Origin of the sequence: Neobacillus sp. PS3-34, from assembly GCF_030915465.1 — a bacterium.
Lineage (GTDB): Bacteria > Bacillota > Bacilli > Bacillales > Cytobacillaceae > Neobacillus_A.
The window spans coordinates 2,935,047-2,951,456 of the sequence record NZ_CP133267.1 but is presented as its reverse complement, the minus strand read 5'-3'; the positions used below and the strand labels follow the sequence as shown (position 1 = coordinate 2,951,456).

Sequence of the window (16,410 nt, the reverse complement as noted above, 5' to 3'; positions counted from 1 at the left end):
GTCATCCTTCCGCTTTCAACTCTAATAACAAATCTCTAAGCTCAGCAGCGCGTTCAAAATTAAGCGCTTTGGCAGCTTCCTTCATTTCTTGTTCCATTGACATCATCAGGCGCTCTTTTTCTTTTTTGTTCATTTTACTATATGAAGCAGACGGCTTATACTCTTCCTGCTCCTCGGCAGCCTGGGTGGCCCAATAACATCGCGGATATCCTTCTGGATTGTCATCGGTGTGATGCCGTGCTTCCGGTTATACTCTTCCTGGATCTCGCGGCGGCGTTTCGTCTCACTGATTGCCAGCTCCATCGAGTTCGTCATCTTATCAGCATACATAATGACCTGCCCATTCGAATTCCGGGCTGCACGGCCAATCGTCTGGATTAGAGATCGCTCGGAGCGGAGGAAGCCTTCTTTATCCGCATCCAAAATCGTGACAAGTGATACTTCAGGAATATCCAGCCCTTCTCTCAAAAGGTTGATCCCGATGAGCACATCATATTTTCCAAGCCGGAGATCGCGGATAATTTCAATCCGTTCCAGCGTTTTAACCTCAGAATGCAGGTATTGAACCTTGATGCCGATTTCCTTTAAATAGTCGGTTAGATCCTCGGACATTTTTTTCGTAAGGGTCGTAACCAGTACGCGTTCGTTCTTCTTTACACGATCATGGATTTCACCAATGAGGTCATCAATCTGTCCTTCAATTCGCAGCACCTCGATAAGCGGGTCAAGCAGGCCTGTAGGGCGGATGATCTGCTGAATCATTTCAGGCGTATGCTCAATCTCATATGGTCCCGGTGTTGCCGAAACATTGATCAGCTGAGAGATATGCTGTTCGAACTCCTCAAATGTGAGCGGGCGGTTATCCAATGCTGACGGCAAACGGAATCCGTGGTCGACAAGAACCTGTTTACGGGCGTTGTCACCATTAAACATACCCCTTATTTGTGGGAGCGTAACATGCGATTCATCGACGACAATCAAGAAATCATCCGGAAAATAATCCATCAGCGTATATGGGGTCGAGCCTGGCGCGCGGAGTGTCAAATGTCTCGAATAGTTCTCGATGCCTGAACAGAAACCCATCTCTCTCATCATTTCGAGATCATAGCGAGTACGCTGCTCGAGGCGCTGCGCTTCAAGGAGTTTATCGTCTGCCTTAAGTTCCGCAAGCCGCCCCTCAAGCTCTTTTTCGATATTTCCAATCGCAATTCTAAGCTTTTCTTCTCTCGTAACGAAGTGGGATGCAGGGAAAATCGCAACATGCTCGCGCTCGCCGATAATTTCGCCTGTCAGCGCATTGACTTCGCGGATCCGGTCCACTTCATCTCCAAAAAACTCTACCCGAACGCAATGTTCATCGCGTGAAACCGGGAAAATCTCGACAACATCGCCGCGTACTCGGAATGTTCCGCGTTTAAAATCGATATCATTCCGTTCGTATTGGATATCGACAAGTCGGTGCAAAAGCTGGTTACGTTCAATCTCCATCCCGGTCCGGATGGACAGCACCATCTCACGGTATTCCTCCGGGGAACCTAAACCATAGATGCACGACACACTGGCGATGACAATCACATCACGACGTTCAAATAAAGAAGATGTGGCTGAGTGGCGCAATTTATCTATTTCTTCATTAATACTGGAATCTTTTTCAATGAATGTATCCGTTTGAGGCACATACGCCTCCGGTTGGAAGTAATCGTAATAACTGACGAAATACTCAACCGCATTGTTCGGAAAAAAGTCCTTAAATTCGCTGTAAAGCTGGCCTGCCAGCGTTTTATTATGGGCAATCACCAGTGTTGGCTTGTTCACTTCTTTTATGACATTTGAGACTGTGAACGTCTTGCCCGTACCGGTAGCTCCAAGCAGCGTCTGGTAACGTTTTTTATTTTCAATGCCTTCCACTAGTTTTCGGATAGCTTCCGGCTGATCTCCTTGTGGTGAATATTTTGAAACTAATTCGAATTGGTCCTTCACAAAACATCCTCCTGTGTTCCATTAATTGAACAGCAATTATCAGCCTTTGTAGCAAGCTTGCGGACCGGGTTGTGCTGATAAGCGTCTTCCATAAAATCTCATATCAACATTCTACCACAAACTGCCCCAAACAAACCAACAATATGCGAACTGACATTCTATTTTTATGAAAATAGAAATTAATCAAACGTTTGATTAATTCCTTATTCGCTCAACAGTGGTCGGTTTTTCGGCTTGAAATAAAAAACCTGCCGCTATTAATAGTCGACAGGTTTAAATCATGCTCGGCCCCGGCTCTCCTGGGCTTCATTTTTGAAGCGAGCCAGAAACCGGCCGTTAATGAAAAGGCATCAATAATTATCAAAGTCATGGTATTCGTATATCCTTTATAAACAGAGGTTGCTATCAGCGCAACCGTCAACACGAGCGCAATGACGCGGTTATAGGCAACTCTCGTAAACAACAAAACAAGCAGCCGGCAGAGTCAGCGCCGATAAATATTCGATAATCATTCAAAACACCTCATTATTTTCACGTCCATTACAAGTATTCTAAAAATTTCTCTCCTAAAATGCAACCGCTAACGTAAAAATAATAGTTTTAAAGATAAGCGCAAGCATCCGTTTAGCGACGTATGGACTCGACATCTCCGAACGAGATAAATATAAACTCACCGATTGGCAAGCCTTTAGGCGCAGACAGAGGTGTAGTTGAATTTATTCCTTATGGGAATTGCTGTTTTTGTACAATTAGTTAAATCGTACCTTCAGGTTGTAGAAAACAACTAAATGTTCCTTTTTCAATTTGGATGGTGGCGTGTTCAATGCCGAATTGATCGTGTAATTCTTTCGTTAATTTTTGAAGCAACTCATCGTTATCATCTATTTCGGATCGTATTAAATGAACGGTTAAAGCCGACTCTGTCGTGCTCATTCCCCAAACATGGAGGTCATGTACTTCGGTTATAGTCGGAATTTTCATCAGATATTCCTTAATTTGATTGATGTCAATTCCCTCCGGAACCGCATCCATTGATAAATTAATTGATTCCTTTAATAGTCCCCAAGTCCCAAAAAGAATAACAATAGAAATCCCAAGGCTGACCATTGGGTCGAGCCATTGCCATCCTGTCCAAAGAATGATGAATCCTGCAATCACTACTCCAAGAGAAACAACTGCATCTGCAGCCATATGCATAAACGCTCCACGAATGTTCAAGTCATTTTTTCTCCCTGACATAAAGAGTAAGGCAGTAATAGTATTAATGACTATACCAATAATAGCTACAATAATGACCGTTTTCCCAGCCACTGGCTGTGGGGAAGAAAAACGGTGTATCGCTTCCCAGGCAATGGCACCAATGGCTACCAATAAGAAAACAGCATTGAATAATGCGGATAAGATAGAACTTCTTTTGAATCCATACGTCCGTTTTTCGGTCGGGGCTTTTTTTCCTAGCCATACTGCAACCCAAGCAATCACTAAACCAAGTACGTCACTTATGTTATGTCCAGCATCTGCTAGCAATGCTAATGAATCTCCCAAGATACCATAAACGACCTCAACAATAATAAAAATGGTGTTTAAGATAATTCCAACTCCAAATGCAAATCCGTAATTAGCTGGAGTATGATTGTGTCCGTGATGGTGCCCATGGCTATGATTATGCGACATCTTTCTATCACTCCTTTAGGTAAAGTAATTATTCATGGCAAGCGTGATCGACCGCTTGTTGTAAAAGGTCAATAATATGTTGATCGTCATTGGAATAAAAAATAGTGGTCCCTTCTCTCCTGAATTTCACAAGGCGAAGGTTTTTTAAAAAACTTAATTGATGGGATACTGTTGATTGATGTAACCCCAATTCTTCGGCAATTTCATTTACCGAACATTCTTTTTGGGACAACAAATGAAGGATTTTGATTCTTGTGGTATCGGATAATGCTTTGAAGGTTTGGGAAACAATAAATAAAGTCTCTTCATTTAAGGATTCAACTTGTTTTTTTTCCATATTATTCTCTTCATTATTTAGTTCTTTTGAAGTATTCATTTATCCCCCTCCAATAATCAACAAAAACATTTAATATGTTAATTTTAGTATATGCACATATACACATATTGTCAATTTACTTTGGTCAGAATCATAAGCAAAATGCTAATAAATATGAAAAGTAATTTTTCAATTTACTTCTCCTTTCTTAATCCTACTATTTTTCTATACATACCGTTGAACATAACATTTTCATCTTGAATCAAATCGCATTGATTTTCAACTGCTTTGTACATCTCATAAAAATCTAATCCTATATCTGTACCGAGTAATTTCACAATGGGACGTAGGAGTCTATGTGTCATTTTCATTTTTTTGTTTTTAGGGACAAACTTATCAAAAATAAGGAATTTACCATTTCCCTTTAGGACCCTTACTATTTCTTTTAAAGATTTTTCAGGATTGGGTACTACACTAAGAATTAAATTAGCAGCAATAAAATCAAATGACGCATCGCTAAATTCCATCTTTTGTGCATCCATCTCTAGGAAGGTGATTGATGAATCTGGATATTTTTCCTTTGCCCATTTCAACATATCAGCAGAATAATCAATGGCTGTTATTTCAAATCCTTTGTTCAAAAAGAAAGGTATATCTGCTCCCGTTCCAACACCCACAAAAAGAACTTTACTCCCCTTAGCTAATGATAAATCTTTAAATATCTTTTTTCTTGCCGTTAAAAACATCCCTGAATTAAAAAAACAATCATAAATAGGCGACCAGCACTTATAAATAAATCGATTCCAACCATTATTCACATTTGTCTCCTCCCACTAAAAGGCTTCCCAGAGAGGGAAGCCCTAAATTTATTTATCTTTTACTCTGAGAAGTCGTAAACCATTTAATGTAACAATGAGCGTTGCACCCATATCCGCAAATATCGCAATCCAAAGGGTTAACCATCCTGGAATTACTAGTAATAATGCTAATAGTTTAATCCCTAATGAGAAAATGATGTTTTGTTTGATGATAAATAAAGCTTTCCTGCTTAGTTTTAAAGTGAATGGAAGTTTACCCAGGTCATCAGCCATAAGAGCAATATCAGCTGTTTCTAGAGCAGTGTCAGTTCCAGCTCCACCCATAGCAATACCAACAGTAGATGCTGCGAGAGCTGGTGCATCATTCACACCGTCCCCTACCATTGCTACACGATTATATTTATTTCTTAATTCTTTAATAAAAGTTAATTTATCTTGCGGTAGAAGATTTGCTTGTATATCAGAAACTCCTGCCTGCTTTCCAATAGCGTTCGCAGTCCCTGAATTATCACCCGTTAACATGATTGTTTTTTGAATACCTAAAGAGTGAAGTTTTTGTATTACTGATTTACTGTTCCCTCTCACTTCGTCAGCAACTGTGATTAGTGCCAATATTTCTGAAGAAGTACCAGCGACCATAACGGTTTTACCTTTATTTTGCAGTTCAGAAATGGATGCTTTTAGATTAGTTGGAATCCCATTTGTTATTAATTCTTCAAACAAATTCGGACTGCCTACAAAATAGATTTGATTATTAACTTTCCCTTTGATACCTTTTCCAGTTATCGAAGAAAATTCTTCTATTGAAACACTTTGATAAGGTAAGTTCTCTTTTTCCGCTTTTTTCATAATGGCAGAAGCCAATGGATGTTGAGAACCATTTTCTAATGCTGCAATAATAGTTAGCAATTCATTAGGATTTGAATTTGCTTGTGGAAGGTAATCCGTTACTACTGGAATTCCCTCCGTTAACGTACCTGTTTTGTCAAAAGCAATGGCTTTAATAGCCCCCATCTCTTCTAAATGAATACCGCCTTTGATTAGAACACCGTTTCGTGCAGCATTTCCGATTGCGGTCACAATCGAAACAGGTGTGGAAATCACCAGTGCACAAGGACACCCAACCACTAATACAGCAAGACCCTGATAAATCCATTTACTCCATTCCGCATCAAACATTAGTGGTGGAAGTACAGCGACCAACAGCGAAATGAACATGATCACAGGTGTGTAATATTTGGCAAATCGATCCACAAAGGCCTGAGAAGGAGCACGTTCTGCCTGAGCCTCCTCTACCAAATGAATAATCTTTGCAATTGTGGTATCATCCACATGTTTTGTGACTTTTACTTCAAGAAGTCCTTCTTCATTAAGGGTTCCAGCAAACACTTCATCATCAACTGTTTTTGAAACAGGAACTGATTCTCCTGTAATCGCAGCTTGATTAACTGCCGATAATCCTTTTACTACGATACCGTCCATGGGAATCTTTTGTCCTGGTTTAACGATCATTATGTCGCTTATCTGAATATCATCTACATCAACTGAAAATTCTTTATTTCCTCTTCTTATTAATGCTACTTTTGGAGCAATATCCATTAATGAACGAATCGATTGTCGCGCTTTATCCATCGAGTAGGATTCAAGAACTTCACTTATTGCAAACAGGATAACAACTGTTGCTCCTTCTCCCCATTGGCCAATAAACGCAGCTCCTATGACAGCAATTGTCATTAAGGATCTCATATCAAATTCTAAACGAGTTAAATTTTTCAGTCCCGTAATAAAAAGTCGATAACCACCAATCAAAATAGAAACACCATAAGCTAAAATCGATATTATACTCTCTTCCCCATTCATTTGTCCTGAAAGCCATCCAATTAGTAAGAAAACAAACGAGACAATGACCGTTGAATGTTTTTTCAAAAACGGTTCTTTTTTCTCTTCAAAACGTTGTTTTTCTGGTATCACTTTTATATTTTCAAAAGCACCTGCTTTTTCTAGATCTTCGATTGATGTTTCACCATAAACCGTAAGCTTTGAGGCACCGAAATTTACACTTGCATCAAAAACACCATCCAGGTGTTTTACGTTCTTTTCGAACTTTGTCGCACAGCCTGCTCAGGTGAATCCCTGCACTCGGTAAATGGTTTTTCCATTTGATTTCTCTAATGCATTACTCATGAGCTTGCACCTCCTTTTGATGCTCGAATGCGATTTGAATAAGTTGTCTTACATGATTATCATCTAAAGAATAAAATACTAATTTTCCTTCTTTTCGGTATTTCGCTAATCCTAATTTACGGAGCAGACGTAAATGATGGGACGCAGTAGCTGTTGTACTTCCTACGATGTTCGCTACATCACAAACACATAATTCATCTTCCACACTTAAGGCATATGCAATCTTCATTCTGGTATCATCAGATAATGCTTTAAATATTTGTGATACAGCCAATGTATTTTGATTGTGTATGGATTCCTTAACTCGTATCACTTTCTCTCCATCAACACAGGTTACTTCACATACATCATCGTGTTCCATTTTTTCACCACCTGATTATTCAAATGTCTATTTGATTATTACTATATGTTAGAGAATTATAATGGTCAAATAATTGTTTGAATGTTTTTCTTTCAGCTAACTTTTGGGAATAAAAAAAGCCCCCAGGCTCTTTTTTATTCTGCTATCGCCAGCAGAAATGACATTTCCCCAGCTCCTGCTACATTGAAGGGCAGTTCGACTGGCGCCTTACTATTATGAAGCGTGGTTTGGCCTTTCGATGACAGTCGGAGGGGTAATATCCATCGTGATTCCCTGCTGTGAAGCGAAGGTCGTCATATTGCCGGCGAGCATGTTGCCAAGCTCGCCGGTAAAGGAAAATAGCATTTCTCCTTCGACCTGCATACCAAACATGCTATTGGCGATATTTCCAAACGTGCTTGGCTCAGCTTTTAAAATGAGATGCCCCTTGCATTCACCTGTCATCCCGATGAGAACGCCGAGATTGGTCGACACCTCATTTTTGGAGACCAGCTTTGGCTTTTTGATTTCTACATCGAGCGGAAGCACCGCTTTAATTGAATGAATGGCTGAGTTTAATAGTTTCGTAATGACAGATGAGTCGCTCATATTTTCACTCCATTAATCCCAAGAATAAATAACAGCAATTCCCATTATAAAAAACGTAAAGTCTATAATTTTTATATCGACTTCATTTATCTATTTATTAGAAAATTTTTGATTTGGATATTATTACCGATACAAGTAATCGCATGAAACCGCCAATTCACCATTTTAAGTATCAGCAAATTATTTTATTAAAATAATATTCCGGTAGCGCGGTGCAAAAAAGCACCGGCGCCAACAACCGATGCTTTGATTTGTCAGGTTAACAGCTCTGGAGACCTGCTAGTTTCATAATACCTCTCGTTTTACACTTTAAATGTATTGATCAATTCCTGAAGCCCTTCTGCCATGTTCGTGAGTGAAACGGCCGAGGAGGAGATTTCCTGCATCGATGCCACCTGCTCTTCCGTGACGGCGAGAACACTTTGCGTTGCCGAAGCTGAATCCGCTGCAACCTGCGAAATTCCTGTGATGGATTCTACTACATGGGAAGTCCCATCGGAAATTTGCTGTATTACCGCGGATACTTGGTCAATTTGTTCATTTACTCCGCTAACGGATTGCTGAATTTGCCTGAATGAGTCTCCTGCCTCGCCCATGATTCCCATACCTTCCTCAACCTCATGCTGTACGGCATCCATGCTATGGACAACAAGCTCGGTTTCCTGCTGGATATGGGAAATCAGCTCGCTTATCTGTTTAGTAGCCTGCGCTGATTGTTCTGCCAGATTGCGAACTTCATTGGCAACTACTGCAAAGCCCTTGCCCTGTTCGCCTGCCCTGGCCGCTTCAATTGCCGCATTCAAGGCGAGGAGGTTTGTTTGCGCTGCGATGCCTGTAATAACTTCAATGATTTTCCCGATTTCCTGGGAGCGCTGTCCTAGTCCTTTTACAACCGCTGAAAGATTGTTTACATTGTTTTGGATCGAATCCATTTGCTGGCCGGCAGTCTGGATTGATTCAGAACCATGGTTCGCCTTTTCAAGTGAGTCCAGTACCTTTGCCGATACCTGGTCTGTGCTGACTGCAGCCTGTGTAAGGCCTGCCGCCATTTGGTAAATTACATCGGATGTCTGGTATACACCATTTACCTGGTTTTCGTTCCCCTGTGCTACCTGTTCAATGATGTTAGAGATATGTTCTGTCGCTTTTGTCGTCTGCTGGGCACCCTGTGACAAATGATGCGAGTGGAGCGTAATTTCCTTTGTAGTTCCCTGAACCTCCCGCAAAACATTTGTCCACGCGACTGCGGCATTTTCAAGACTCACAGCAAGCGGCTTAAGTTCCCCCACTCTTTTGGTATCCAGCTTTTGAGTCAGGTCCCCTTGCTCTAAACTCTTAATATACGAACTGAGTGTGCTGATAGGAGCTACAAATCTTCTATAATTAATTACAGAAGACAAAATGCCAACCAACGCGCCCAGAACCATGGCGGCAAACGCAGTTATCCAAAAAGCCTTCCCCTGCAGTGAATTGCCGTAAGAAACCCCTAACCCAATCAAAAAGGCGGCTGGGACAACGACAAGCAAAGTCCGGATCATATAATTTAACAGGCTCATACCTATGACCTCTCTCTTATGATTCAAATAATTTGTCAAATGCTGTCTATATATGAAAAGTTTAACTGAAGTAGGCTTAATATTCAATAAACTTTAGAAATAAAAATACGCCCCCGGTTAATCCCGGAGACGGCTCACATTTCTATTATTTTTTTGCTGAAAAACTCATACCCAGCTTCATCATTAAGGCAAGATTGCGGGAGGTGCTTTCGACATATTGGGAGGCATTTTCAAAGGCTGCCTCCAAAGTAATTACACCGGGTATAATGCTGAATACTGCGTCGATTCCGTGTTCATGGACAACCGCACTGTCATTAGCGACATTACCGGCAATAGCAATGACCGGGGTACCAAGGCGTTTCGCCGTCTTGGCGACTCCAATCGGCGTTTTTCCATAAATGGTTTGACCGTCTATTTTTCCTTCACCAGTGATGACAATGTCCGCTCCCTGCACATGGCCATCCAGCCCGGTCGCTTCAATGACAATCTCCACACCTCTTTTTAGCACAGCGGGCAAAAAGGCAAGTAGTCCTCCGCCTAGGCCTCCTGCCGCTCCTGCACCAGATACATCCTTAATTGATTTGCCTAAATCACGCTCAATAATCGCTGCATAGTGTCCTAGGTTTCGGTCAAGCTGCTGTACCATTTCAAGAGTGGCGCCTTTTTGCGGTCCAAAGATAGCGGATGCCCCTCTTTCACCTGTCAAAGGATTATCTACATCGCAGGCAACCTCAAATTTTATCCTTGCTAATCGGCTGTCCATTTCAGATAGGTCAATTTGAGCAAGCTCAGCCAGTCCACCTCCCCCTTCAGCTATTTCCATTCCCTGTTCATTCAAAAGTCTTGCACCCAGGGCTTTTGCCATTCCAGCACCACCATCATTTGTTGCGCTGCCGCCAATTCCGATGATGATATGTTCTACCCCATGTTCAAAAGCGGCTTTAATCAATTCCCCCGTTCCTCTCGTTGAGGTTAACAGCGGGTTTCTTTTTTTAAATGGAACAAGATGAAGTCCCGAAGCAGCTGCCATTTCGATAACAGCCGTTTTTCCGTTTCCAAGCATGCCGAAAAAGGCATTAACCGGCTCGCCAAGCGGTCCCGTTACTTTTTTATGAATGATGGTTCCTCCAGTTGCATCGACCAGGGATTGGACCGTGCCTTCCCCACCGTCAGCCATCGGAATTTTCACAAAATCCGCTTCCGGAAAAATAGAGCGCATCCCCTTTTCGATTGAATCCGCCACCTGTAGGGCAGATAAACTCTCTTTAAAAGAATCTGGCGCAATAACGATTTTCATAACTGCACACTCCGTTCATCGTTTGCCAAGGGCTTCTGCAGCCAGCGTGTTAATAGCCTGCCGACCGGACCCCTGCATTAACCAAATAACTTGAATACCCCAAAGATAATCGTTGAAATGATTGCCATCGTTAAACCGATTAACGTTTCGTAAGGAATCACTTTTAAGCGTTCTTTAATTTCCATATTGACGCTTCCGCCTGTTGCATGGAAGAAGCTTCCGTGCGGCAGGTGGTCAAGAACGGTCGCACCTGCATGGATCATGGCTGCACCAGCCAGTGCTGAAACGCCCATTTGCAGAATCGTCGCCCCAAATACTTGGCTCGCAACTGCCGTACCTGCAGTTGTTGAAGCAGTAGCCGCTGACATGAAGATACCCGATACTGGTGCCAATACATATCCAGGAAGCCCTAAGGCATTTAAACTATCAATCACCACATCTTTTAGTCCGGAATTCGCAATAATTCCAGCCAAAGTACCTGTTCCAAGCAGCATGATTGCCACGCCTGACATTTTCCCAAGTCCTGAGACAGCATAATGGTTGATGTGTTTTCCTCGTCCCATTACAAGCGCACCGGCTATACCCCCGATTGGCAATGCAAGCATCGGGTCAATCGCAATATCGAATAATGGACGAAGGGCAAGCAGGATAATCGTAACCAAAGGTGCAACAATCGCTGGCAAAAATAACGGAAGCTTGCCTGTAACAGTGTTTTCAATCTCTTTAGCTTCGACCTTACTGCCTTTGTTGACAAGCTTTTTCGCGACAAAATAAGTTAATGCCAGTCCGAATATAGCCGGGATGATACCCGCTGCCATGATAGACGTTAACGGTATTTTAAAAGCATCGGATGCAGCAATCGCATTCGGGTTTGGTGACATCAGGTTGCCTGCCTTTCCTCCGCCAATCATCGCAAGCAAAATCGCTGTTTTCGAAATCCCTGCTCTCTTGGCAATCGCAAGAGCAATCGGTGATACAGTAATAACGGCAACATCAATGAAAACACCAACTGCGGTTAAAATCAGCGTGGCAACTGCCAATGCGAGCAATGCCCTAGTTTCACCGAGTTTTTTTACTATCGTTTCAGCAATGACGGCTGCGGCTCCTGATTCAATTAGGACACCAGCCAAAACCCCTGCTGCCAGAATCCTTAATACGGCTGGAATAATGCCTTTCGCACCCTCCATCATTAAGGTAACGGTATTTGTAATATCCACACCCCCGATTAAACCGCCGACTAACGCTCCGGCAATCATCCCGTAGGCAGGAGAGACCTTCTTCAAAATGAGAATAATCGCAATGACAAGAGCACAAATCGCCCCGAAAGCGCTTACTTGAATATCCATATGTATGCCTCCTTTTCACCTGTGATATCTACAAATTGTAAGCGTTTTCCGCGATAATTTCTTTATTCAGAACATCAAAAAAAGGTCCCTAAATTACTGGACCTTTTGTGCAAATGCACAATTAATGGATTTTAGAATATAATAAGGCGAGATATAAGTCGAGCAAATCCTTCACCTTCCGCGGATCCTTGCCCGTAATTTCCGTAATCCGGTCTAGCCTGTAGCGAAGCGTATTACGGTGAATGAATAATTTTTGGGATACAGTATTGATCTCACCGTTCTCTTCTATATAAGCCTGCAGTGTTTCGATGAGCTCGCCTTTTTTATCGTGCTTTGTGATTTCAGCATAATAAGGAGTCAGCTTTTGCTCAATCCCATTTTGGGCTGCATCCAAAAGAAAAACCGGTAAACGATAATCCTCAAATAAATATATTAATTTCAACGGGTCTAATTTTATTCCCACTTCAGCCGTGGCCCTCGCTTGAAAATAGGACTTTGAGATGCCGACCAGCCCAGCCTGATAGTCTCCAATTCCTATCCTGGCAGGCTCCTTCATTTTTTGTAAAAGCTTCAGCCATTTAACAGCTGTATGCAATGTTTCTTCTCGATTCCACAACTCATTTTTTAAATGGATTTTTTTCAAAATCAAAACAGCATCTGACTGCATAAGGAATAAGTCATTTTGGTCAAAGCTGTCCTTAATCAGATTCAAAACTGCCAGACAGTCAGTTGATTTAATTAGAAGTGCTACCCTGGGTATATGAATATCAATTGAAATCCGTTTCGCACGCTCAAAAAATAACGCATCAGGTTTCACTTCCGCATGAATCATCTGGCTGACAATCTCTTCCTTCAGGCGTTCGTCCCAGCGCACCTGATCCATCAGAACAGCCTGCTGTAGAATAATTTCAGCAGTCATCTTTATCAGCTCGCCAAAGCTGCGAATTTCATCGGGAGGACCTGTAATCCCCACAACGCCAACTACCTCTTTTTCAAACGTAATCGGCAGATTGATCCCGGGCTTAACTCCATGAAGCATGCCCCTATTTTGCTCATTGACCTCAATGCCCTCTTTTGTGTCGATGACCAAAAGTGCACCTTCATGGAAATCATCGATTCTTTCTATATCCCCAGAACCGATAATCACTCCTTTATCATTCATGACATTGATATTGTGTCCGATGATTGCCATCGTCCGGTCAACGATTTCCTGGGCGAGCTGTTTATTTAAAAATTTCATACAGATACCGCCTTCTTACTACACCCACCACATCTGGGAAACTGGCTGTTCAATTAAGACCGCTTTCAAATTATTTACCGCACGGTTAAAGCCTTCTTCAATCGACATGATCGGGTCTTCATGCTCGATGCTAACAACATAATCGTAGCCGTAGGTACGGAGTGCACTCATCATGTCAGACCATTCCTTTAAGCTATGTCCGCAGCCAACCGAACGGAACGACCACGCCCTTGTCCTCACTTCACCGTATGGCTGCATATCTGTTAACCCATACATGTTTACATTTTCCTGATCGATGTATGTGTCTTTTGCATGAAAATGGTGAATCGCATTTTCTTTGGCCAAAATTTTGATCGCGGCAACCGGGTCAATTCCCTGCCACCATAAGTGGCTTGGATCTAAATTAGCGCCAATAGCGTCACACGTTTCTGCCCGCAGCTTTAAGAGTGTATAAGGTGTATGGACTAAAAACCCGCCATGAAGCTCAAGACCAATTTTCACATTATGCTCCTTCGCAAATTGCCCAACTTCCTTCCAGTAAGGAATCAGCTTTTCCTCCCATTGCCACTTTAAAACGTCTCCATATTCATTAGGCCAGGAGTAACCGGCCAATTGGGATACTTAGCTCCATCGTGATCTCCTGCTGTCCCCGAGAAACAGTTCACGACCGGCACGCCCAGCAATGAAGCAAGCTTAATCGTTTTAAGAAGTGTCTCATGGGACTTAGATGCAAATTCTTTTTCAGGAGAAATCGGGTTGCCATGGCAGCTGAACGCGCTAATGATTAAATCACGCTGTTCCACTTTTTCGATATATTGCCTGCGGCCTCTTCGTTTTCCAACAATACATCCAGATCACAATGGTTGTTTCCAGGATAACAGCCCGTACCGATTTCAACCGCATGCAATCCCGCTTCTTTTACAGTATCCAGCATTTCTTCGAACGACTTTTCAGCAAATAGTACAGTAAAAACACCTAGCTTCATAATGTAGTCTCCTCGCCTTGAAAATTCATACTGCTTTCATAAATACGGTCAATGATTTGTGAAACTTGAAGCGCCTGCTCAGGTTTTACCACCAGCTCATCAAGTCCGAGGCAGGCATCAACAAAGTTTTTCGCCTGCGGAAGCCCGGGATCTTCCTCGCCAGGAAGCCAGGCGGCCTCTGTGTTTGCGAGCATTCCTTTTTTTGCTGTATAGAGTTCGAGCGGAAAAACACTTAAACCGCCGTCGACCCCTGAAATGCTGACATGCTCAAGGTCGTCTTTTATATTCGCTGCCCATGAGGTTTCAAATAACATCGACGCGCCATTTTCAAATTTTATATACGCTGTTACATGATCATCCACATTAAAGTTTTCATGATCGTAATCACCCCATAGATTCACTTGATCGGGTGTCTTACTTAATGCGTTATACGTACTTCCAGACACAGTGATTTGTTTTGGGTTTCCCATCAGCCAAAGAGCTAAATCAAGAAGGTGGCAGCCATAGTCAATCAGACTTCCGCCGCCTTGAAGGTCCTTATTCGTAAAAACGCCCCATCCTGGTACTTTACGCCTTCTTAACGCTTGAACTCTTGCCACCAGCGGCCTGCCTATTTCTGTCATGATATTTTTGGCGGCTTGAGCCTCCCTCATAAATCGGAAGTGGTATGCAATAGCCAGGACCTTATCGGCCTTTTTGGCGGCGGAAATCATCGCTTCACATTCTGTACCGCTAATCGCCATAGGCTTCTCACACAAAACATGGACCCGGCATCAAACGCGGCAATGGTAATCTCAGCGTGAAATTTATTCGGCGTACAGATACAAACTGCATCCACGGCCGAGAAAAGGTCGTGATAATCCTCAAACACATTCGGGATGTTATATTTTTCGGCTGTTTCTTTCGCACGTACAAGATTGATATCACTTAAGGCCGCGATTTCACACCACTCAGTCAACTTTAGAAAAGCCGGGATATGGCGCCCCAGTGCGATCCCGCCAACCCCTATTATTCCAATGCGCAGCTTTTTCATCGGCCGTTCACGCTTACAATTTGTTTTGTTTCATTAGATTCAAGGGCAGCTAAAATAACTGCAAGTGATTTCATGCCTTCCTCCCCAGTAACCGGCGGCTCCTGGTCTCGGAGAACAGCTTCCACAAAATAATCGATAACATGGGAGGTGCCTTGTCCGCCCTCATCATTCGATTGAATTTTCCCAAGCTGATAATTGACCACTTCTCCATTCTTATACTGGACAACCAATGAATTTACCGGGTCATCTTCCAGGCGAAGGATGGCGTGCTCTCCATAAATAATTGTTGAGTTATCTTCCTTGCTTACATATGCCCAACTCGCGGCAAGGGTCCCAATGATACCGCTTTCTGTTTTCAGGATGCAAACAGCATTGTCATCTACATCAGCAAAATCCTTTGCACTTGTTTCAACAAAAGAACCCACTTCTATTATTTCTTCACCCAGCACATACCGAAGTAAATCCGTCTTGTGGACGCCTAAATCGCCCATCGCACCCACGAATGCTTTTTCTTTGTTAAAAAACCAGCTCTCTTTTCCTTCTACACTCCAGCCCTCAGGACCGCCGTGTCCGAATGCGGTGCGGAAACTGTAGATTTTGCCGATTTCACCGCTTTTGATCAACTGACGTGCTCTTTGGTGTGACGCTACAAAACGCTGATTATGCGCAATCATCAACTTTTTGCTGCTTTTTTTAGAAGCTGCGATCATGGCTTCTGCTTCCTGTTTCGATGTGGCCATTGGTTTCTCACAAAGAACATGAATGCCCGCTTCCAATGCCGCTATCGTAATCGGCGCATGGAGATAGTTTGGTGTACAAACGCTGACAGCGTCCACCTCACCGCTTTTCAATAAAGCTTCATAGCTTGTATAGTGTGTAACCCCGTATTTTCCCGCTATTTTTTTTGCCCGCTCTTCATTGATATCGCAAACGGCAACAAGTTCAACATTTTTGTTCAATTGATATTCAGGCAAGTGGCGATACTGAGCAATACTGCCGCATCCAATCACGCCTACTCTTAATTTTTCCATT

11 protein-coding genes and 4 pseudogenes are annotated in these 16,410 nt (G+C 42.6%); all 15 read right to left on the bottom strand.

Annotated features, from left to right (window positions below; translation table 11 throughout):
• Position 1: 1 nt before the first annotated feature.
• Positions 2-1,980, bottom strand: a pseudogene (gene uvrB / locus RCG23_RS15135) (excinuclease ABC subunit UvrB).
• Positions 1,981-2,284: 304 nt separating this feature from the next.
• A pseudogene (locus RCG23_RS15130) lies at positions 2,285-2,492 on the bottom strand (DUF2198 family protein); the annotation flags it as partial.
• Positions 2,493-2,733: 241 nt separating this feature from the next.
• Complete coding sequence (locus tag RCG23_RS15125; protein WP_308176402.1) at positions 2,734-3,654, bottom strand: cation diffusion facilitator family transporter; 921 nt, start codon at positions 3,652-3,654, stop codon at positions 2,734-2,736.
• 28 nt (positions 3,655-3,682) lie between these two features.
• Positions 3,683-3,991: an ArsR/SmtB family transcription factor gene (locus RCG23_RS15120; protein WP_374049857.1), complete on the bottom strand. Its 309-nt coding sequence runs from the start codon at positions 3,989-3,991 to the stop codon at positions 3,683-3,685.
• Between the two features lie 173 nt (positions 3,992-4,164).
• Positions 4,165-4,788: a class I SAM-dependent methyltransferase gene (locus tag RCG23_RS15115; protein ID WP_308176400.1), complete on the bottom strand. Its 624-nt coding sequence runs from the start codon at positions 4,786-4,788 to the stop codon at positions 4,165-4,167.
• A gap of 48 nt (positions 4,789-4,836) precedes the next feature.
• Positions 4,837-6,972, bottom strand: coding sequence for a heavy metal translocating P-type ATPase (locus RCG23_RS15110; RefSeq protein WP_308176399.1), 2,136 nt, complete (start codon positions 6,970-6,972; stop codon positions 4,837-4,839).
• Complete coding sequence (locus RCG23_RS15105; protein WP_308176398.1) at positions 6,965-7,333, bottom strand: ArsR/SmtB family transcription factor; 369 nt, start codon at positions 7,331-7,333, stop codon at positions 6,965-6,967. The genes RCG23_RS15110 and RCG23_RS15105 overlap by 8 nt, the downstream gene beginning before the upstream one ends.
• A gap of 213 nt (positions 7,334-7,546) precedes the next feature.
• Positions 7,547-7,921, bottom strand: coding sequence for a chemotaxis protein CheX (locus tag RCG23_RS15100; RefSeq protein WP_308176397.1), 375 nt, complete (start codon positions 7,919-7,921; stop codon positions 7,547-7,549).
• 302 nt (positions 7,922-8,223) lie between these two features.
• Positions 8,224-9,477 (bottom strand): methyl-accepting chemotaxis protein, encoded by a 1,254-nt coding sequence (locus tag RCG23_RS15095; RefSeq protein WP_308176396.1) that lies wholly within the window; start codon positions 9,475-9,477, stop codon positions 8,224-8,226.
• Between the two features lie 145 nt (positions 9,478-9,622).
• Positions 9,623-10,774: a glycerate kinase gene (locus RCG23_RS15090; RefSeq protein WP_308176395.1), complete on the bottom strand. Its 1,152-nt coding sequence runs from the start codon at positions 10,772-10,774 to the stop codon at positions 9,623-9,625.
• A 77-nt stretch (positions 10,775-10,851) separates the two neighbouring features.
• Positions 10,852-12,120 carry a GntP family permease gene (locus RCG23_RS15085; protein WP_308176394.1) on the bottom strand — a complete coding sequence of 423 codons (1,269 nt, stop codon included), beginning with the start codon at positions 12,118-12,120 and terminating at the stop codon, positions 10,852-10,854.
• Between the two features lie 121 nt (positions 12,121-12,241).
• Entirely contained in the window at positions 12,242-13,360 is a 1,119-nt protein-coding gene (locus RCG23_RS15080; protein ID WP_308176393.1) for a sugar diacid recognition domain-containing protein, read from the bottom strand.
• A gap of 18 nt (positions 13,361-13,378) precedes the next feature.
• Positions 13,379-14,345, bottom strand: a pseudogene (locus RCG23_RS15075) (sugar phosphate isomerase/epimerase family protein).
• Positions 14,342-15,378 (bottom strand): annotated as a pseudogene (locus tag RCG23_RS15070) (Gfo/Idh/MocA family protein). Before RCG23_RS15070 ends, RCG23_RS15075 begins: the two co-directional pseudogenes overlap by 4 nt.
• A complete protein-coding gene (locus RCG23_RS15065) occupies positions 15,375-16,409 on the bottom strand; it encodes a Gfo/Idh/MocA family protein (protein WP_308176392.1) in 1,035 nt (344 codons plus the stop codon). The pseudogene RCG23_RS15070 and the gene RCG23_RS15065 overlap by 4 nt, the downstream one beginning before the upstream one ends.
• Position 16,410 lies beyond the last annotated feature (1 nt).